At 67.0% G+C, this 19,536-nt stretch carries 10 protein-coding genes; 6 read left to right on the forward strand and 4 right to left on the reverse strand.

Annotation, left to right across the window (positions count from 1 at the left end):
* The first annotated feature begins 92 nt into the window (after positions 1–92).
* The 5 genes from purL (at position 93) to VWP12_RS08630 (ending at position 11,594) form a co-directional block, all read left to right on the forward strand.
* Positions 93–4,022 (forward strand): phosphoribosylformylglycinamidine synthase, encoded by a 3,930-nt coding sequence (gene purL / locus VWP12_RS08610; RefSeq protein WP_410473783.1) that lies wholly within the window; start codon positions 93–95, stop codon positions 4,020–4,022.
* A gap of 51 nt (positions 4,023–4,073) precedes the next feature.
* Entirely contained in the window at positions 4,074–4,982 is a 909-nt protein-coding gene (locus VWP12_RS08615; RefSeq protein ID WP_410473784.1) for a DMT family transporter, read from the forward strand.
* Positions 4,970–6,991 carry a UvrD-helicase domain-containing protein gene (locus VWP12_RS08620; protein WP_410473785.1) on the forward strand — a complete coding sequence of 674 codons (2,022 nt, stop codon included), beginning with the start codon at positions 4,970–4,972 and terminating at the stop codon, positions 6,989–6,991. Before VWP12_RS08615 ends, VWP12_RS08620 begins: the two co-directional genes overlap by 13 nt.
* A gap of 152 nt (positions 6,992–7,143) precedes the next feature.
* On the forward strand, positions 7,144–8,463 hold the full coding sequence (locus VWP12_RS08625; protein WP_410473786.1) for an efflux RND transporter periplasmic adaptor subunit: 1,320 nt from the start codon (positions 7,144–7,146) through the stop codon (positions 8,461–8,463).
* Positions 8,460–11,594 (forward strand): efflux RND transporter permease subunit, encoded by a 3,135-nt coding sequence (locus VWP12_RS08630; RefSeq protein ID WP_410473787.1) that lies wholly within the window; start codon positions 8,460–8,462, stop codon positions 11,592–11,594. Before VWP12_RS08625 ends, VWP12_RS08630 begins: the two co-directional genes overlap by 4 nt.
* A gap of 116 nt (positions 11,595–11,710) precedes the next feature.
* Here VWP12_RS08630 and VWP12_RS08635 read toward each other — a convergent pair whose 3' ends face one another.
* The 4 genes from VWP12_RS08635 to VWP12_RS08650 all read right to left on the reverse strand — a co-directional run bounded on the left by VWP12_RS08635 (position 11,711) and on the right by VWP12_RS08650 (position 15,948).
* Positions 11,711–12,157 carry an REP-associated tyrosine transposase gene (locus VWP12_RS08635; RefSeq protein ID WP_410473788.1) on the reverse strand — a complete coding sequence of 149 codons (447 nt, stop codon included), beginning with the start codon at positions 12,155–12,157 and terminating at the stop codon, positions 11,711–11,713.
* A 95-nt stretch (positions 12,158–12,252) separates the two neighbouring features.
* The gene (locus VWP12_RS08640) at positions 12,253–12,993 is read right to left on the reverse strand and encodes an exonuclease domain-containing protein (protein ID WP_410473789.1); all 741 of its coding nucleotides are present in this window, start codon (positions 12,991–12,993) and stop codon (positions 12,253–12,255) included.
* Complete coding sequence (locus VWP12_RS08645; protein ID WP_410473790.1) at positions 12,974–14,860, reverse strand: DUF294 nucleotidyltransferase-like domain-containing protein; 1,887 nt, start codon at positions 14,858–14,860, stop codon at positions 12,974–12,976. Before VWP12_RS08645 ends, VWP12_RS08640 begins: the two co-directional genes overlap by 20 nt.
* Positions 14,861–14,940: 80 nt before the next feature.
* The gene (locus VWP12_RS08650) at positions 14,941–15,948 is read right to left on the reverse strand and encodes an NAD-dependent epimerase (RefSeq protein WP_410473791.1); all 1,008 of its coding nucleotides are present in this window, start codon (positions 15,946–15,948) and stop codon (positions 14,941–14,943) included.
* Between the two features lie 636 nt (positions 15,949–16,584).
* On the opposite strand from VWP12_RS08650, the gene VWP12_RS08655 reads away from it, so the two are divergent.
* Positions 16,585–19,458 (forward strand): ribonucleoside-diphosphate reductase subunit alpha, encoded by a 2,874-nt coding sequence (locus VWP12_RS08655; RefSeq protein ID WP_410473792.1) that lies wholly within the window; start codon positions 16,585–16,587, stop codon positions 19,456–19,458.
* Positions 19,459–19,536: the final 78 nt, after the last annotated feature.

Raw genomic sequence — 19,536 nt, forward strand, 5'->3', positions numbered from 1 at the left:
CGCCGCCCGACGACTGCCTTCCGCGTCCGCCATGCGCGACCCGTGCCTGCCACCCGACACACACCGACCCAGGCGACCAGCCCGACCGACCTATGCGAATTATTACCGGCAACGCCGCTCGATCCCCGTTTCGACTCGCCAAGCTCCAGCAGCGACTGGCGGCCATCCATCCCGGGATCGAGGCCGTGCATGCCCGGTTCGTGCACCTGGTCGATACCAAGGATGGCTCGCAGGTCGACGAGGCCCGCCTGGAGGAGCTCCTCGACTACGGCGAGCCGACGGAAGACTGGTCGGACGTCTGGCCGCGAGTCGTCGTCGCCCCTCGGGCCGGCACCATCTCGCCGTGGTCGAGCAAGGCCACGGACATTGCCCGCATCTGCGGCCTGGACGGCATCGATCGCATCGAGCGGGGCATCGAATTCGCGGTGTCCGGGCACTCGATCAATACCGATGACTTCGACTGGCGCCCGGCCCTCCTCGAGGTGCTGCACGACCGCATGACCGAGTCGGTCTACCACGACGAGCAGTCACTCGAGGCCCTGTTCACCCACGCGCAGCCCGCCCCGCTCTCGCGCATCGCCCTGGGCGACGACGCCCAGGGCGCGATTGCCGCGGCCAACCAGCGCATGGGCCTGGCCCTGAGTAGCGACGAGGTCGATTACCTCGCCGACGCCTATCGTCGACTCGAGCGCGATCCCACCGACGTCGAGCTGATGATGTTCGCGCAGGCGAACTCCGAGCACTGCCGGCACAAGATCTTCAACGCCGACTGGACCATTGACGGCGAGGAGCGCGACCTGTCGCTGTTCGCGATGATCCGCAACACCCACAAGCGCCACCCCGAGGGCACGCTGTCGGCCTACAAGGACAACGCCGCGGTTCTCCAGGGCCAGGACGGTACCCGCTTTGCCGTCAATCCCGTCACCGGCAACTACGAGACGGTCGACGAGCGTATCGACTTTCTCGCCAAGGTCGAGACACACAACCACCCCACCGCCATCTCGCCCGATCCGGGTGCCGCCACTGGCGCCGGCGGCGAGATTCGCGACGAGGGCGCGACCGGCCGCGGCGGCAAGCCCAAGGCCGGCCTGACCGGCTTTTCGGTCTCCAACCTGCGCATCCCGGAGCTGCCGCAGCCCTGGGAGGCGACCACCGCGGATATCGGCCGCCCGGACCGCATCGTCAGCCCGCTGGAGATCATGCTCGACGGCCCGATCGGTGCAGCCGCGTTCAACAACGAATTCGGTCGGCCCGCCTTGGGTGGCTATTTCCGCACGCTCGAGATGAACACCGGCGACGACGAGGGCGCGCACCAGCGCCACGCCTGGGGCTACCACAAGCCGATCATGATCGCCGGCGGCGTTGGCGTGATCCGCCCCAACCTGATCGAGAAGGAACCGATCGCCCCGGGCCACCTGCTGATCGTGCTGGGCGGCCCGGCCATGCAGATTGGTCTCGGCGGGGGCGCGGCCTCCTCGCAGGATTCCGGCGCCGGCCACGCCGAACTCGATTTCGCCTCGGTCCAGCGCGCCAACCCGGAGATGGAACGCCGCGTCCAGGAAGTGATCGACCGCTGCATCTCGCTCGGCGATACCAACCCGATCGTCTCGATCCACGACGTCGGCGCCGGTGGCCTGTCCAATGCCCTGCCCGAGCTGATCAACGATGCCGGCATGGGCGGCAGCTTCGACCTGCGCCAGATCCCCAACGACGAGCCGGGCATGACGCCGCTGGCCATCTGGTGCAACGAATCCCAGGAACGCTACGTGCTGGCGATCCAGCCCGGCGACCTCGAGCGCTTTGCCGCCCTGTGCGACCGTGAACGTGCCCCGTTCGCGGTCGTCGGCACGGCCACCGCGGAGCAGCACCTGCAGGTCGCCGACCCGCAGTTCGGCGACAACCCGGTCGATCTGCCGATGCAGACCCTCTTCGGCCACCCGCCGAAGATGCACCGTGACGTCAAGCACCAGCCGCACGCCGCCGTCGAGCTCGATCTCGACGGCGTGGAGGTCAACACCGCGCTCGATCGCGTACTCGCCCTGCCGGGCGTCGGTGACAAGAGCTTTCTGATTACCATCGGCGATCGCTCGGTCGGCGGCCTGGTCGCACGCGACCAGATGGTCGGGCCGGCCCAGGTGCCGGTGGCCGACAGCGCGGTGACCGCCACCGACTTCTACCACCACCACGGCGAGGCGATGGCCATGGGCGAACGCGCCCCGGTCGCCCTGCTCGATGCGCCGGCCTCTGCGCGGCTGGCACTGGCCGAGGTGGTCACGAATCTCGCCGGCACCGCCATCGACGGCACCGACCGCATCAAGCTGTCGGCCAACTGGATGGCTGCCTGTGGGCACGAGGGCGAGGACGCGCGCCTGTTCGATACCGTGCGCACCGTCGGCATGGAGTTCTGCCCGGCGCTGGGGATCAGCATCCCGGTGGGCAAGGACTCCCTGTCGATGAAGACCCGCTGGCAGGACGGCAAGACCGAAAAGACAGTCACCTCGCCGGTCTCGCTGGTGGTCACCGGCTTCGCCCCGGTCAGTGACGTGCGCCGGACCCTGACGCCGGAACTGGTCTCGGATACCGACAACCGCCTGTTCCTGGTCGACCTCGGGCTAGGTCAGAACCGCCTGGGTGGCTCGGCACTCGCCCAGGTCTTTAATGCGACCGGCTCGACCACCCCGGACATCGCGCCGGCGCCGCTCAAGGCGTTCTTCGACCTGACCCAGGAGCTTAACCGCCTGGGCTATCTCACCGCCTACCACGACCGCAGCGACGGCGGGGCGATCACCACCCTGCTGGAGATGGCCTTTGCCGGCCGCTGCGGGCTGGACCTTTCCATTGACGGCCTGGGCGGCGATCCGATGGCCGGGCTATTCGCCGAAGAGGTGGGTGCCGCCTTCCAGGTCAAGGCCGGCGATGCCGACTTCATCCGCGAGCAGTTCGAGCTCGCCGGGCTGGGCGAGGCCCTGATCGAACTGGGCCGCGCGGTCGCCAAGCCGCAGGTCCACGTCGACTGGCGCGGCAAGACCGTGATCGACCGCCCGCTGACCGACCTCAAGGCCATCTGGTCGGCGACCTCGTTCCACATCAGCGCCCTGCGCGACAACCCGGCAACCGCCGAACAGGCCTATGCCGCGGCAACCGACCTGGAGGACCCGCAACTGGCCGGCGCCGAGGCTAGCTTCGACGTGAGCCAGTCCGTCGCCGCGCCGATGATCGCCACCGGCACACGCCCGCGGATCGCGATCCTGCGCGAACAGGGCGTCAACGGTGAGGTCGAGATGGCCGCGGCCTTCACCGCCGCCGGCTTCGAGGCCGTCGACGTGCACATGGCCGACCTGATCGCCGGCCACCACGACCTGACCGACATGAAGGGGCTGGTGGCCTGCGGTGGTTTCTCCTTCGGCGACGTGCTCGGCGCCGGTTCGGGCTGGGCGCACGCGATCCGCTACAACGCCCGGGCCAGTGACGCCATGCAGGCGTTCTTCGAGCGCGACGACACCTTCGGTCTGGGGGTGTGCAACGGCTGCCAAATGTTCTCGCAGCTTTCCGACCTGATCCCGGGCGCGGCCCACTGGCCTCGTTTCCTGCGTAACCGCTCCGAGCAATTCGAGGCGCGCCTGTCGTTGGTAGAGATCCCGCAGTCGCCGTCGGTCCTGCTCGCCGGCATGGCCGGCAGTCGCCTGCCGATCACGGTCGCCCACGGCGAAGGACGCGTCGCCTACCGCCGTCCCGAGGATGCCGAACAGGCCTTCACCGCCCTGCGCTACGTCAATGGGCACGGCATCGCCACGGAAGCGTACCCGGCGAACCCCAATGGCTCGGCGGCCGGCGAGACCGGCTTTACCACCGAGGACGGCCGCTTCACCATCATGATGCCGCATCCCGAGCGCGTCTGGCGGGCGAGTCAGTTCTCCTGGCGTCCGGACCGCTGGTCCGCGGATCAGCGTGATCCGGACACCGATCGCGGCCCGTGGCTGCGTCTGTTCGAGAACGCGCGGGTCTGGGTCGACGGCTCGTGACGCCGGGCATGAATCGCCAACGTCTCCGGCGCGCCTAACGTGTCGCCCGCGATGACAGCGGGCGAGCGCGTCCCGCCCACCCTTATCCTGATGTCAGGCTCCACCCTATGGGGCCTGACCTGGATCTGGCTCAAATACGCCCACTCGCTGGGCATCGGCCCGATCCTGCTCACCGTCATTGCCTACGCCGCGCAATGGCTGATCATCCTTCCATTTGCCTGGCGTGCCTGGCACGACCCGACGCGACCGCCGATCACCCGGCTGAACTGGGAATGGCTGGCCCTGCTGGCCTTCGCCGCCGGCGTCTCGGGCGTGGGCTTCACGATCGCGATGGTCTACGGCGACGTTGTCCGGTCGATGATGCTGTTCTTTCTGATCCCCGCCTGGGGCGTGCTCTTCGGCCGCTTTTTCCTCAAGGAACCCCTGACACCCGCCCGCGTACTGGCGGTCATCAGTGCCCTGGCCGGGGCGTTTCTGATCCTCGGCCCGGATTTTGGTGACGGTTTGCGTGCCGCGGACCTGTTCGCTCTGGTCGCGGGCTTTACCCTGGCCGCGGCCAACACCCTGTTCCGTTTTCTCCACGAGCAGCCCATCCCGATCAAGCTCACCCTGATGCAGGGCTCGACCGTGGTGCTCGGCCTGATCGCCTGGGCCCTGTCCAGCGAGTTCGGCGTGGTACCGACGCTCTCGGCGGTCGGCAGCAGCGCACTCTACGGGGCGACCATGCTCCTGGCCGCCGTGCTGGCGACGCAGTACGCGGTCGAGCGCCTGCCCGCCTCGCGCACCGCCATCCTCATGACCCTCGAATTGCTGGTGGCCGTCGCCTCGGCGACCTGGCTGGGTGATCGCATCCACGGTGCCCACGTCTGGACCGGGGGCGCGCTGATACTCACCGCCGCCCTGCTCGAGGCGGCCACCGCCCGTCACCACCGTCCACCGGTCGCACCATGCAAGGGCTGAACCCGCAACAACAGGCCGCAGTGCGGCACATCGATACCCCGCTGCTGGTGCTCGCCGGCGCAGGATCGGGCAAGACGCGCGTGATCGTAGAAAAGATCGTCCACCTGATCGAGTCCAAGTGCACGCCCGCCCGCGGCATCTGGGCGGTGACCTTCACCAACAAGGCCGCGCGCGAGATGGGCGAACGGATCGGGCAACGCCTGCCTGCCGAGCGCCGTCGCGGGCTCAATATCTCGACCTTCCACACCCTCGGGCTGAACCTGATCCGTCGCGAGATCCGCACGCTCGGCCTGCGCCCGGGTTTCACCGTCCTCGACGCCGAAGACAGCCTCAACCTGATCAAGTCGCTACTGCAGCAGAACGACTCGGCCGCGGGGATGATCGAGCCCAAGGAGGCCCAGTGGCAGATCTCGCAGTGGAAGAACGACCTGCTCACCCCAAAACAGGCCGCCGAGATCAGCGCCGACGAGGTCGAGGCCGCCTGCGCCTCGCTCTACAGCGACTACGCCCGGCAACTGACCGCCTGCAACGCGCTCGATTTCGACGATTTGATCAAGCGACCGGTCGAGTTGCTGCGCGACGACCCCGAGGCGCGCGAGCGCTGGCAGCACCGCGTGCGCTACCTGCTGGTCGACGAATACCAGGACACCAACGCCAGCCAGTACGAACTGGTTCGCCTGCTGGTGGGCAAGTTGGGCCGCCTGACGGCAGTAGGCGACGACCACCAGTCGATCTACGCCTGGCGCGGGGCGCGCCCTGAGAATCTCTCCCATCTTGAGCGGGACTTCCCCAATCTCACCACCATCAAGCTCGAGCAGAACTATCGCTCGGTGAATACCGTGCTGACCGCGGCCAACCAGCTGATCGCCAACGACCCGACCACCCAGCCCAAGACCCTCTGGAGTGCGGTCGGCCCCGGCGAGGCACACCGGGTGCTGGTCTGCGACACCGCCGAAGACGAGGCCGAGCGCATTGCCACCGACATCCTGCACCGGCACTTCAAGGACGACTCGCCCTATCGCAACTTCGCGATCCTGTTCCGCGGCAACCACCAGGCGCGCCTGATCGAACAGCAACTGCGCAAGCTTTCAATCCCCTACATCCTTACCGGCGGCCAGTCGTTCTTCGAGCGCGCCGAGGTCAAGGACGCCATGGCCTACCTGCGCCTGATGGCCAACCCGTCCGACGATGCCGCGTTGCTGCGGATCATCAATACCCCGCGACGTGGCATCGGCCCGACCACCCTCGAGCGCCTGGGCCAGATCGCCCGCGAACGCCACGTCCACCTGGCGGCCGCCGCCCGGTCGGTGACCGCCGCGCAACGGCTCGACACCCGCGTGCATCACCAGCTGACCCAGTTCCTCGACTGGCTGGACGCCACGCGGGGGCGCATGGACGAGCAGCCCGCGGCCGAGGCAATGCGCACGATGCTCGAGGAAATCGACTACTTCGGGTACCTGCGCGAGCAGGAAAACAGCGCCAAGGCCGCCGAGCGTCGCTGGACCAACCTGCAGGACTGGCTCGAATGGACCGAGCGGATCGCCGTGGACAACGACAGCGGCGAATCGCTCTCGCTGACCGAACTGGTCCAGAAGATGAGCCTGCTGGGCATTCTCGAGCAGAAGACCCGCGACCAGGATGACAACGCCGTTCGCCTGCTAACCCTGCATGCCGCCAAGGGCCTGGAGTTCCCGCATGTCTATCTCACGGGCATGGAAGAGGACCTGCTGCCCCACCAGGACTGCCAGGAAGACGATCGGCTGGCCGAAGAGCGACGCCTGTGCTTCGTCGGCATCACCCGCGCCCAACGCAGCCTGACCTTCACGCTCACCCGCCGGCGGCGGCGCTATGGCCAGTGGCGCGACATCCAGCCCAGCCGTTTTCTCGAGGAGGTCGAACCCGACCTGCTCCGCTGGGAAGGCATCGGCGTGCAGAAAAGCGAAGAAGAAAGCAAAGCGACCGCCGCCGAGGCAATGAATGCGATCCGTGCCATGCTGGGCAAGCCGTGAGGCCAACACCATTTCAATTAGTTTTACTGATTCGGCATTAGTGGACCGGCGCAAACCCCAAGCCGATTTGCTATGCTTCGGGCGCTTGATTCCGTGACCCGATTCGCGGTCACGCCCGTCCAGTTGCCAGCGCGAAGGACCAGCGGAACACCATGCAGCCATCCGATACCCCGAGACGCTCTTCCCTACCGCGGCGCTGGCTGTTTCGGTTCCTGCTTCCCCTGCTGATCCTGGGCGTTGCAATCGCGGCCTTCCTCGCCCTCAAGGCGAGCCGGCCCGACGCCCCCCAGGCAAAGCCCGAGGAACGCGCCTGGCTGGTCGAGACCATGACCGTCGAACCGGCCAGGCGCCATCCCGTCTTGACCCTGTACGGCGAGGTGGCCAATCCCGACCGGCTCTCAATCAACGCCCCGCTTTCCGCGCGCGTCGCCGCCGTGCCGGTCGAGGATGGCCAGTCCGTGACCCAAGGCGAACGCCTGATCGAGCTCGATCGCCGCGATTTCCAACCGGCCCTGTCACGCGCCCAGGCCAACCTCGCCGATCTCGAGGCGCAGATCCGCGAGGTGCAGGCGCAACACGAATCCGATCGCCAAGCACTGGCCCTCGAACAGGAAATCGTCCAGAACGCCGAAACCGCCCTGTCTCGGAGCCGTGACCTGCGGGGACGCAACCTTGCCTCGCAGGCCGACGTCGACAACGCCCGAGACACCCTCAGTCAGGCACGCCTAGCCCTTAACACCCGGCGCGAGCGCCTGTCGACATTCGACGCCCGCCTCGCCGGGCTCGAGGCACGCCGTGACGCCGCCGAGGCCGACGTTCTGGCGGCCGAACGCGATCTCGAACGTGCCCGGGCCGAGGCCCCGGCCGACGGCCTGATCGGCAACGTCGAGGTCACACCGGGTGACCAGGTGGGTGCCAATGCCGCCCTGCTGACCTTCTACCCGTGGAGCGGTTTCGAGGCACGCGCCCTGATTCCCTCCACACGCGTTGCATCAATGCTTGAGGCGTTGCGGACAGGCAATCCGCCCCGTGCCCGCTCACGAGAGACCGACACGCCACTCGAGCTCGAACGCATCGCCGCCGAGGCCAGTGGCCAGGGGGCGACCGGGTTGTTCCGCTTTGTCGAGCCGGATCACTCCCTGCGGGCGGGTCAGGTGCTGACAATCGAGCTTGAGATGCCGGCGGTCGAGGATGCCGTCGCCATCCCGCACAGCGCGCTCTACGGCAACGATCACGTCTACCGTATCCGTGACGGGCGGCTCGAGCGCGCCCAGGTCGAGCGACTGGGCGAGTACCGCGGCGATGACACGACGGGCGACAAAGGCGTGCTGCTGGTGCGCGCCCCGTCCCTTGCCGCCGGCGACCGCCTGGCCACCACCCAGCTGCCCAATGCCGTCGACGGTCTGCGGGTGCGCTGGGAGGACGCTGAATCCGAGACGAGTGGCAGCTCCACCACCGGGGCGACGGAATGACCGACGGGCAACCGCGGGGCATCCTGGAGCGCTTTGCCCGACACCGGGTGGCCGCCCACCTAGTGATGCTGCTGATGATCCTGGGCGGGCTATTCGCCGTCTCACGGATGAACATCCAGTTCTTTCCCAATTTCGCCGTCGATATCGTCACCGTCTCGGTGGTCTGGACCGGCGCCTCGGCCGAGGACGTCGAACGCGGCATCACCAATCCGCTCGAGGAGCGTCTGCGCGCCGTGCCCGACGTGGACACCATGACCTCCACCTCCGCGCAGGGCATCTCCACCATCACGCTGGAATTCCTGCAGGGCACCGACCCGGTGCTCGCACTCAACGATGTGCGCGAGCAGGTCGACACCTTCCGCAACTTCCCCGCCGACGCGGAAAATCCGCAGATCAGCCGGGCACCGAAGTTCGACCCGGTCGCCCGGCTGCTGGTCTACGGCGACGTCGAACGCGGGGCGCTGCGCCAGTGGGTCGATCGCTTCGAGCGCGAACTGATCGACCGGGGCATCGACCGGGTCACCGTCAACGGGGTGCCCGAACAGCAAATCGCGATCGAGGTGCCCTCGTCCTCGCTGATGGCGCTGGGGCAATCCCTGCCGCAGCTCTCCGAGACGATAAATGCCCTGTCGCGCGACGTGCCGGCGGGCGAGTTCGGCAGCGCCGACGGCGGGCGCGAACTGCGTGCTGTCGAGCAACGGCGTCGGCCGCTGGAGTTCGCCAACCTGTCGGTGATCAGCAGCCCGCAGGCGCGCCTCGACCTCGACCAGATCGCCCACATCCTGCAGGAGCCGCGTCGCGACTCGCTGCTGCTGCGCCATGAGGGCATGCCGGCGGCAGAACTGGTACTGCAGCGGGCCGAGCACGGCGACAGCCTGGACTCGGCGCGGGCGTTGCAGCAGTGGGTCGACGAGACCGCCCCGAACCTGCCACCCGGCATGCATGTAAAGGCCTATGACCAGTCCTGGCAGCTGATTCGCGACCGCATCAACCTGCTGGTCACCAACGGCGCGGGTGGGTTGATCCTGGTCCTGGTGCTCCTGTACCTGTTCCTGCCCGGGCGGGTGGCCTTCTGGGTGGCCGCGGGCATCCCGGCGGCCTTTCTCGCCGCACTGGCGATCCTGTGGCTGATCGGCGGGTCGATCAACATGATCTCGCTGTTCGCCCTGATCATGGCACTCGGGGTGATCGTGGACGATGCGATCGTGGTCGGTGAGGACGCCGATGCGCACTTTCGCCACGGCGAGGCGCCCCTGCTCGCCTCGCAGGGCGCCGCCCGCCGCATGTTCTGGCCGGTGATGGCCTCCTCGCTGACCACCATCGCCGCCTTCATGCCGCTGCTGGTGGTCGGCGGCACCATTGGCCAGATCCTGCGTGACATCCCCATCGTGATGATCTGCGTGATCGGCGCCTCGCTGGTCGAGGCCTTCCTGGTGCTGCCGGGTCACCTGCGCGGGGCGTTCAGCGGTCGGCATCGCGACGACCCGCTCGAACAACGCCAATCCGGCCGCATGGCCCGCTTCCGCGCCGGATTCGATCGTCGCTTCGATCATTTCCGCCAGCGCCACTTCCGCCCCGCCGTGCGCTTCGCGATCGGCCACCGGGCCGTGACCCTGGCCACGGCGGTCGCCACCGTGATCGTCGCTGTGGGCCTACTCGCCGGCGGACGACTGGGCTTCACCTTCTTCCCGACCCCCGAGTCGCAGATCGTTTATGCCAACGCCACCTTCGTCGCCGGCACCGATCGCGAGCGCATGACCGCCTTCATGGACGAGGTGGAACGCAGCCTTGCCGAGACCGAGCAGGAACTAGGCGAGACACTCGTGCAAACGGCCATCATCCGCCAGGGCGGAACCATCGGTGCCGAGAGCGGCACCCAGGGCGACCAGCTCGGCTCGATGCTGATCGAGCTGGTCGAACCGGATGCCCGCACCACCCGTAATGCCGAGTTCATCCGCACCTGGCGCGAGAACACCCGCCTGCCGCCGGGCATGGAAAACTTCTCGATCAGCTCGCGCCAGGGCGGCCCGCCGGGCGCCGACCTGACCGTGCGTCTCAAGGGGGCCACCACCGACGATCTCAAGGAGGCCGCCGTCTCCCTGGCCGAGACCCTCAAGGGGGTCCCGGGGGTGGTCGACGTCACCGACGACCTGCCCTACGGCCGACAACAGATCACCTTCTCGGTCAACGCCCAGGGCCGGGCGCTCGGCCTGACCACCAGCGATGTCGGCAACCAACTGCGTGCGGCCTACGACGGCGCGCTGAGCCAGATCTACCAGTCCGGTCCGGACGAGGTGGAGGTGCGGGTGCTTTTGCCGCGCGCCGAACGCCGCCAGATCGCCTCGCTCGACGACCTGAGCATTCGCACCGACGACGGCAGCTTCGTGCCGGTTCGGCAGGTGGTCGATCTCGGCTCGCAACGCGGCTTCGAGGCCATCCGCCACGCCGAGGGCGTGCGCGCCGTGGAGGTGTCCGCCGAGATCAACCGCGAACTGGCCAACGCCGAGAACCTGCGCGCCTCGCTCGAACGCGAAACCCTGCCGGAACTGGCCAGCCGATACGGCATCGGTTACAGCTTCGAGGGACGCCAGGCCGACCAACGCGAGACCATGGCGGACATGAAGTTCGGGCTCTATCTGGGGCTGGCGCTGATGTACATCGTGCTGGTCTGGGTGTTCTCCGCCTGGACCATGCCGTTCATCGTGATGACGGTGATTCCCTTCGGCTTGGTCGGGGCAATCTTCGGCCACTGGGCGATGGGCATCGAGCTGACCATCCTGTCGCTGTTCGGGCTGTTCGGGCTGTCCGGGATCGTGGTCAACAACGCCATCATCCTGGTCGCCTTCTACCGCGATCAGCTCGCCGCGGGGCTATCGGTCGACGAGGCGCTCGAGCAGGCCGCCGTGCAGCGCCTGCGCGCCGTGATGCTGACCTCGCTGACCACCATCGGCGGGCTGACCCCGCTCTTGTTCGAGACCTCGCTGCAGGCTCAGTTCCTGATCCCGATGGCCACCTCGATCGCCTTCGGCCTGGGCTATTCCACCCTGCTGGTGCTGTTCGTCATCCCCGCCCTGCTCTCCCTGCGCGAGAGCATCAGCCAGCGGGTGATGCCGGCTCAGTCGGCCGCCTGAGCCATCTTCGTAGTCGGACCATTTGCACGATGCAGGCTTGTCGGGCTGAAGCCCGACCTACGGTTCCGGTGAGTTCTCATTGGCCCCTGTAGGTCGGGCTTCAGCCCGACACAAACTCAAAGCCAGACGGCATCCCAGTGAGGGTAATCACCGATTCTGTCCACCAAGCCCGCGCGTACGGGGTTGGCCACGATGTAACGTGCCACGTGGCGTCGCTCGTCGTCCGCACGCAAGGCATGATCGTGGTAGTTCGGTTGCCAGAGCCGTCCATGCCTGGCCATCTGTCTGTTGATCCGTCGAGCGCTGGCGCCGCGCACCCGTTGTACGACCTCTGCCAGACTCGGTCGCCGCAGTCTGATCAGGGCATGAAAATGATCCGGCATCACCACCCAAGCAAGCCAATCGGCTCGGTGATCGGCCTCACATTCACGGAAGGTGCTGATTAGCAGACGGGCTAAATGCCAGTCTTGGAAAATAGGCCGCCGCCCGCGGGTCACGGCCGTCACCAGATATTCCCGACCGGGCTCCGACCATCGGCCACGACGCAAGTGCGTGTAACTCATAAATCAACCCTCCTTGGTTGATGTGGACGCCCTCCCCCAAACAGGTCACCGTGTTTCGACTCACGTCGCCGTGGCTAGGCATGCCGGCCAGGGGATCAAAGCACCGACAACAGCCGCCGCACCGGCAGCCGTCCCTTGGGCGATACCCGGTCCTGGCACAGGGCCGAGTGCAGTTCAGCGGTCGCCAGCGCGTCGATCAGGGCGTGGTGGGCGTGGTAGCGCGGCAGGTGGTAACGCCCGCGCAAGGAATCCAGGCGCAGTTCGCCCGGGCCGTGATGCAGGTGGCGGCGTTCGAAGCCCTGCCGGGCCAGCTGCAGGGTGTCGATCACCGGGATGGCGAGTCCCGCACCGAAGTGCCGCCGGCAGGCGGCGTTGAGAAAGGCGATCTCGAAGCGCGCGTTGTGCGCCACCAGCACGCGCCCGGTCAGCGCCTCGAGCACCTGTTCCAGTGCCTGGCGTTCCGGCAACCCCTCCGCAGCGGCATCGTCGGTGATGCAGTGGATCACCGCGCTCTGCTCGGGGATGCCGATCATCGGGTTGATCACCTCGTGGTAAGCCGTGGCGAGATCGATGGTCGGGCCGCGCATCACCACCCAGCCCACGCTCAGCAATCGGTCAGTGCGCGGGTCGAGTCCGGTGGTCTCGAAATCGAGCACCAGGAAATCACCCTCGCGCCAATCGGTATCCAGATCGGCCAAGGGGCGGTCGAGGAAATCGGCCAGTGGCGTGCCGTCCGCCGCGCGCCGACGATGGTAGCGACGCCGCAGGGAAAGCCACGTGACATGCGGAAACCAGGACAGGCGCAGGCGGGCCATCTCAGCGGGTGCCGCTGACATCGAAGTGGGCGCGTACCCAGCGCTGGTGATCATCGACCACGCGGAAGGCGTCGCGCAGGTGGTCGCGCTCCAGGCCCGAAAGCTGGTCCGGATCAAGCCGGTTGTCCAGTGGCTCGCCCAGGCGTGCCTGCCGGGCCTGGTGGCGGGCACGTAGCACGTAGAACAGGCGCCAGGCATCGGCTAGCCCGGCGGCGGCCTGCTCCGACAGGCCACCGGCCCGCGCCGCAGCTTGCAGGCGACGTACCGTGTGCAACTCCGGCAACCCCAGGCTGACCGCGTGCAGACGGGCGAGATCGGCAATCGGCATCAGCCCGTACCGCTTGAGATCGAGCCGCTCGTCGTGTTGCTCGTCGTCCACCACCACCAGCCGGCGGAAAAAGCCCAGCGGCATGCGGATGGCCAGTGCATTGTTGGCCAGACGCCGCTGGAAGATGGTGTTCTCCTGGGCCGCCGGGCGTACCGTGGTCCAGAGCGCCTCTAGCAGCGCCTCGCGCCCGGCGACCATCCGCATGTCGAAGAAGTTGGTCGCCAGCATGACCGAGTGCGACTCGGGCTGATCGATCCAGTCACGAAACGTGTGGGCCCAGCCGGCCAACGGCTGGCGCCAGTCCGGGGTGGTCGCCATGGTACCGCCCGGGCACGGCGCCAGGCCGGCCGCCGCCAGGCCATCGGTCACGAACCGCGCGAAGCGCTCGAACCACTCGCCGTGGCGCTCCGGCTCGAAGGCGTCATCGAGGATCAGGGCGTTGTCCTGGTCGGTGAACGCCGTCTGCTCGCGCCGGCCCTGGCTGCCCAATGCCGCCCAGGCCCAGGCGATGGGCGCCGGGCCGAGTTCCTGCTCGGCCAGTTCGGTCAGCCGGCGGGTCATGGCGTCGGTGACCGTGACCATCGCCTCGCCCAGCGGCTCGGCCTCCGCGCCGATGGACACCAGTTGCGCCTCAAGATCCGGCAGGCGCGATCCGACCCGGGCGATCGCCCCGACATCCGGTGCCGCCATCGCATCACGCACCAGGTGAATCGAATGGGTGCCCTGGTGGCGCAGCAGATCGGAGGTCGACAGGATGCCCACCAGCTCACCGTCCTCGGCGACCACCGGCAGGTGGTGGATATTGTGCCGCGAGAACAGCAGCGAGGCCTCGAAGGCCGAGGCGGTCGGGGGGACCGTGATCAAGGCCTCGGTCATGATCTCGCGCAGTGACGAGTCGACCGATACTCCTGCGGCGATGCAGCGCCGACGCAGGTCGCGGTCGGTGACCAGCCCCACCAGTTGCCCGTCTTCGAGCAGCAACAACGCCGAGACCTGCGCCTCGGTCATGAGCTCGGCGCCTTCCCGGATTACGGTGTCCGGCGAGGTGGTGATCGGCTTGCGCCGCAGCAATGCCTCGACCGTTGCCGCCATCAGCGCCTCCGGGCGACCGCCCTGGCCCAGCTCACTCAGGGCCCGCTCGAGACGCTCACGACGCGTGCGCTCGAAGCGCCAGGCGAACACGGGATGGGCGGCAATCAGCTCCTCGAATGCCGGCAACGGCAACTGGTAGAGCAGGCTGTCCTCGACCACGGCCACGGTAGCCGCACCGCCATCGCCGTCCGCGCGGGTATCGGGTTCGGTCGCATCTGGGGTATCGAGGTACAGGTCGGTCTCGCCGAGCTTTTCGCGCAGGCGACCATCGGGTTCTCGCACGGCCAGCGCGCCACTGCGCACGATCCACAGGCCGGGCTCGGCATCGGGTGGCGGGAAAGGACGACCACGGCGCAGGTAGCGCACCGTCAGGCGACGAGGCAAAGAGTCGAGTACCGCCGCGGGCAGCTCGGCGAAGGCCGGTGCCTCGGCGATGAAATCGCGTATTTCCCAGAGTTCCGCGGCCATCTTGGCTCCTTGCCGGCCGGGCCCGACAGCCGGGCCCCGTGTGGCGATTCGATCAGCGGGGTGCGATGCGGATCGGACCCTCAGACCCCATAGTAGCCGCGATACCACTCGACGAAACGGGCCACGCCCTCCTCGACCGGCGTGCTCGGCGCGTAGCCGACATCGGCCTTGAGGTCGTCGACGTCGGCGTAGGTATCCGGCACGTCGCCCGGCTGCATCGGCAACAGGTTGAGTTCGGCCTTCTTGCCGGTGGCCTCCTCGATCAGCTCGATGTAACGCAGCAACTCCACCGGACGATGGCTGCCGATGTTGTAGACCCGCCAGGGAGCGAACGACGTGCCGGAATCGGGACTCGCGGCACTCCAGTCGGGGTTGGCCGTGGCGACGTGGTCGAGCGTGCGGATCACGCCCTCGACGATGTCGTCTACGTAGGTGAAGTCGCGCCGGTGATGACCGTAGTTGTACACGTCGATCGGCTTGCCTTCGAGGATGTTCTTGGTGAACTTGAACAGCGCCATGTCCGGTCGGCCCCACGGGCCGTAGACGGTGAAGAACCGCAGGCCGGTGGTAGGCAGGTTATAGAGCGAGGCGTAGGTATGCGCCATCAGCTCGTTGGCCTTCTTGGTCGCGGCATACAGCGATAGCGGGTGATCGACGTTGTGATGCACCGAGAACGGCATCTCGCTGTTCGCGCCGTAGACCGAGCTCGACGAGGCGTAGACCAGGTGCTTGACGTCGTTGTGGCGGCAGCCCTCGAGGATGTTGGTAAAGCCGACCAGGTTGGAATCGATGTAGGCATGCGGGTTCTCGATCGAGTAGCGCACCCCGGCCTGGGCGGCGAGATGCACCACGCGCTCGGGCTTCACGCGCTCGAACATGTCGGCCATGCCGGCGCGGTCGGCGACGTCGAGCTTCTCGAAGGAAAAGCCGTCGCGCCCGGTCAACCGGGCCAGGCGGGCCTCCTTGAGGCTCACGTCGTAGTAGTCGTTGAGGTTGTCCAGCCCGATGACCGTGTCACCGCGGTCGAGCAACCGCGCCGACAGCGTCGAGCCAATGAAACCGGCGGCGCCGGTGACCAGAATCCGCATGCCTACTCCCTTGAACTGATGGGGCGGCCCGCGCCGGGCGCAAGCTCGCCATGGCCGTGATTATGCCTGCCGCGACACCCCCCTCCAACCGGACACTGCCGGCGCCCCGAGCTGGCCACTCCCACCCCGGCGACCGCGCGAGGTTTTGCCCTACCCCCAAGGCTGGAAGACAAAAATTTTTTTCCTTCCCGATGGTTTTGTTGATGGCACCCCCGGCCGGTTGGCGGACAGCCGTGCGGGAACGCGGGGTTACCGGTTTTTCCACCGGGTTTATCCACAGGCTGTTCACCGCTTGCCCAGAACCTTCCCCCAGCATGCCCACCAACTAATACACAGCATATAGTGGTATTGACTCCATCAGAGCACAGTATTTGCGATTTTCCCAGTTGACTTTGCTCGGCCAGCGACCACAATCAAGGCCTTCAAGGGGGCAGCGATCGACTCGGTCGCCACCCCCGGATTCGCACCGGCAATGGCCCATGGGTCGGCCGGTCGACCAGACAAGGGCCGGGCTAACAGCGCGGCCCGTCGCGTTCCGGTTTGCCGGAGCGCGGGACGGACCACCATCGACACAGGGAATCGGCGCCCCGCGCACAGCGGGCCTTCGAACCAGAACACAGAGGACGGACCAGCGGCATGAGCACGAGTCAGACAGTAGAAACCCCGACCCAGGCGTACCACGAGCAGACCGGGCAGGCGGCCAGCGGCATCGAGAACGCTGCGGCCACCCCGGGCCAGGTACGCGTCATCCGCCGTAACGGCAAGCTGACCGCCTACGACCCGTCCAAGATCAAGGTCGCCATGACCAAGGCCTTCCTCGCGGTCGAGGGCGGCGGCGCGGCGGCCTCTCAGCGCGTCCACGAATCGGTCGAGTCGCTGGTCTCGCTGATCGACCAGGCCCTGAAGCGTCGCCTGCCCGGCGGCGGCACCGTCCACATCGAGGACATCCAGGACCAGGTCGAGCTCGCGCTGATGCGCGAAGGCCACCACAAGGTCGCCCGCGCCTACGTCCTCTACCGCGAGAGTCAGGCGCAGAAGCGTGCCGCCGAGATGGACGAGCAGGCCGAGGCCGCGCCGCAGACCAGCCTCAACGTGACCCGCTATGACGGCACCACCGAGCCGCTGGACACCGTTCGCCTGTCGCGCCTGGTCGACGAAGCCTGTGCCGGTCTGGAAAGCGTCGACAACCAGCGCATCGTCGACGAGACCATCCGCAACCTCTACGACGGCGTGGCCGAGCACGAGGTCAGCACCGCGCTGGTAATGAGCGCGCGCACCCTGATCGAGATCGACCCGGCCTACTCCCAGGTCGCCGCCCGCCTGCTGCTCGATTCCATGCGCACCGAGGCGCTGCGGTTCGTGCACAACCCGGTGACCGCCTGCACCCAGTCCGAGATGGCATCCATCTACCCGGCCTACTTCAAGGAATACATCAAGGTGGGCGTCGAGCACGAACTGCTCGACCCGACCCTGCAGCAGTACGACCTGGACAAGCTGGGCGCCGCACTGGATCACGAGCGTGACCTGCAATTCACCTATCTGGGCCTGCAGACGCTCTACGACCGTTACTTCCTGCACCAGGACGACGTGCGCTTCGAACTGCCGCAGGCGTTCTTCATGCGCGTGGCGATGGGTCTCGCGATCAACGAGATCGACCGCGAAGAGCGCGCCGTCGAGTTCTACCGCCTGCTGTCCTCGTTCGACTTCATGTCCTCGACCCCGACGCTGTTCAACTCCGGCACCCTGCGCCCGCAGCTGTCCTCCTGCTACCTGACCACCGTGCCGGACCACCTCGACGGCATCTACGGCTCGATCCGCGACAACGCCCTGCTCTCCAAGTTCGCCGGGGGCTTAGGCAACGACTGGACCCGCGTGCGGGCGCTGGGCAGCCACATCAAGGGCACCAACGGCAAGAGCCAGGGCGTCGTGCCGTTCCTCAAGGTGGCCAATGACACCGCCGTGGCGGTCAACCAGGGCGGCAAGCGCAAGGGCGCGGTCTGCGCGTACCTTGAGACCTGGCACCTCGACATCGAGGAATTCCTCGATCTGCGCAAGAACACCGGTGACGACCGCCGTCGTACCCACGACATGAACACCGCCAACTGGGTGCCGGACCTGTTCATGAAGCGGGTCGCCGAGGAAGCCGAGTGGACGCTGTTCTCGCCGGCCGAGTGCCCCGATCTGCACGACCTGTCCGGCACCGCCTTCGAGAAGGCCTACACCGCCTACGAGGAGAAGGCCGAACGCGGCGAGATCAAGAACTTCCGCAAGATCCCGGCGGTCAACCTGTGGCGTCGCATGCTCTCGATGCTGTTCGAGACCGGTCACCCGTGGGTCACCTTCAAGGACCCGTGCAACCTGCGTTACACCAACCAGCACGCCGGCGTGGTGCACAGCTCGAACCTCTGCACCGAGATCACCCTGCACACCAACGATTCTGAGATCGCCGTGTGCAACCTGGGCTCGGTCAATCTCGCGCAGCACACCACCGAGAACGGCATTGACGAGGAGAAGGTCGAGCGCACCATCAAGACCGCGATGCGCATGCTCGACAACGTGATCGAGTACAACTACTACTCGGTGCCGCAGGCACGCAATTCCAACCTGCGCCACCGCCCGGTGGGCCTGGGGATCATGGGTTTCCAGGATGCGCTCTACAAGCAGAAGATCGCCTACGGCTCCGACGAGGCGGTCGAATTCGCCGACCGCTCCATGGAGACGGTCAGCTACCACACCATCTCCGCCTCCAGTGATCTGGCCGCCGAGCGTGGCCGTTACGCGAGCTACGAGGGCTCGCTGTGGAGCCGCGGCATCCTGCCGATCGACTCGATCGAGCTGCTGGCCGAGTCGCGTGGCGAGTACCTGGACATGAACCGTGACCAGACCCTGGACTGGAACGCCCTGCGCAAGAAGATCAAGAAACAGGGCATGCGCAACTCCAACACCATGGCGATCGCGCCGACGGCCACTATCTCGAACATCTGCGGCGTCTCGCAGTCGATCGAGCCGACCTTCGAGAACCTGTTCGTGAAGTCCAACCTCTCGGGCGAGTTCACCGTGGTCAACCCGTACCTGGTGCGCGATCTCAAGGACCGCGGCCTGTGGGACGAGGTCATGGTCAACGACCTCAAATACTTCGACGGCTCCGTGCAGGCGATCGACCGCGTGCCGGACGAGCTCAAGAAGCTCTATGCCACCGCCTTCGAGATCGACCCGCGCTGGCTGATCGAGGCCGGTTCGCGCCGCCAGAAGTGGATCGACCAGGCCCAGTCGCTCAACCTGTACATGGCCGAACCGTCCGGTCCGAAGATCGACAACATGTACAAGCTCGCCTGGGTACGTGGCCTCAAGACCACCTACTACCTGCGCGCCGCCTCCAAGACGCGGATCGAGAAGACCACGATGAACAAGCTCGACGGCAAGCTGCGCGGCGTCTCCGCCGATCCGGCCGCCGCGGCCGGCCCCAAGGCCTGCTCGATCGACGATCCCGAGTGCGAGGCCTGCCAGTAAGACTGGCCCCGATTTATTGTGAATAGTGCCGGGCAGCCGCCCTGCCCGACCCGGTGACCCACCGGAGAAAAAGGAGAG

The sequence above is a fragment of the Guyparkeria sp. TX1 genome (assembly GCF_046523965.1).
Classification (GTDB): Bacteria; Pseudomonadota; Gammaproteobacteria; order Halothiobacillales; family Halothiobacillaceae; genus Guyparkeria.

Excerpts from the sequence above, each read along its gene's own strand:
- VWP12_RS08645 (WP_410473790.1), bottom strand. The coding sequence starts at position 14,860 with ATGGCCGCGGAACTCTGGGAAATACGCGATTTCATCGCCGAGGCACCG.
- VWP12_RS08640 (WP_410473789.1), bottom strand. The coding sequence starts at position 12,993 with ATGTCAGCGGCACCCGCTGAGATGGCCCGCCTGCGCCTGTCCTGGTTT.
- VWP12_RS08635 (WP_410473788.1), bottom strand. The coding sequence starts at position 12,157 with ATGAGTTACACGCACTTGCGTCGTGGCCGATGGTCGGAGCCCGGTCGG.
- VWP12_RS08630 (WP_410473787.1), top strand. The coding sequence starts at position 8,460 with ATGACCGACGGGCAACCGCGGGGCATCCTGGAGCGCTTTGCCCGACAC.
- VWP12_RS08650 (WP_410473791.1), bottom strand. The coding sequence starts at position 15,948 with ATGCGGATTCTGGTCACCGGCGCCGCCGGTTTCATTGGCTCGACGCTG.
- purL (WP_410473783.1), top strand. The coding sequence starts at position 93 with ATGCGAATTATTACCGGCAACGCCGCTCGATCCCCGTTTCGACTCGCC.
- VWP12_RS08625 (WP_410473786.1), top strand. The coding sequence starts at position 7,144 with ATGCAGCCATCCGATACCCCGAGACGCTCTTCCCTACCGCGGCGCTGG.
- VWP12_RS08615 (WP_410473784.1), top strand. The coding sequence starts at position 4,074 with ATGACAGCGGGCGAGCGCGTCCCGCCCACCCTTATCCTGATGTCAGGC.
- VWP12_RS08620 (WP_410473785.1), top strand. The coding sequence starts at position 4,970 with ATGCAAGGGCTGAACCCGCAACAACAGGCCGCAGTGCGGCACATCGAT.
- VWP12_RS08655 (WP_410473792.1), top strand. The coding sequence starts at position 16,585 with ATGAGCACGAGTCAGACAGTAGAAACCCCGACCCAGGCGTACCACGAG.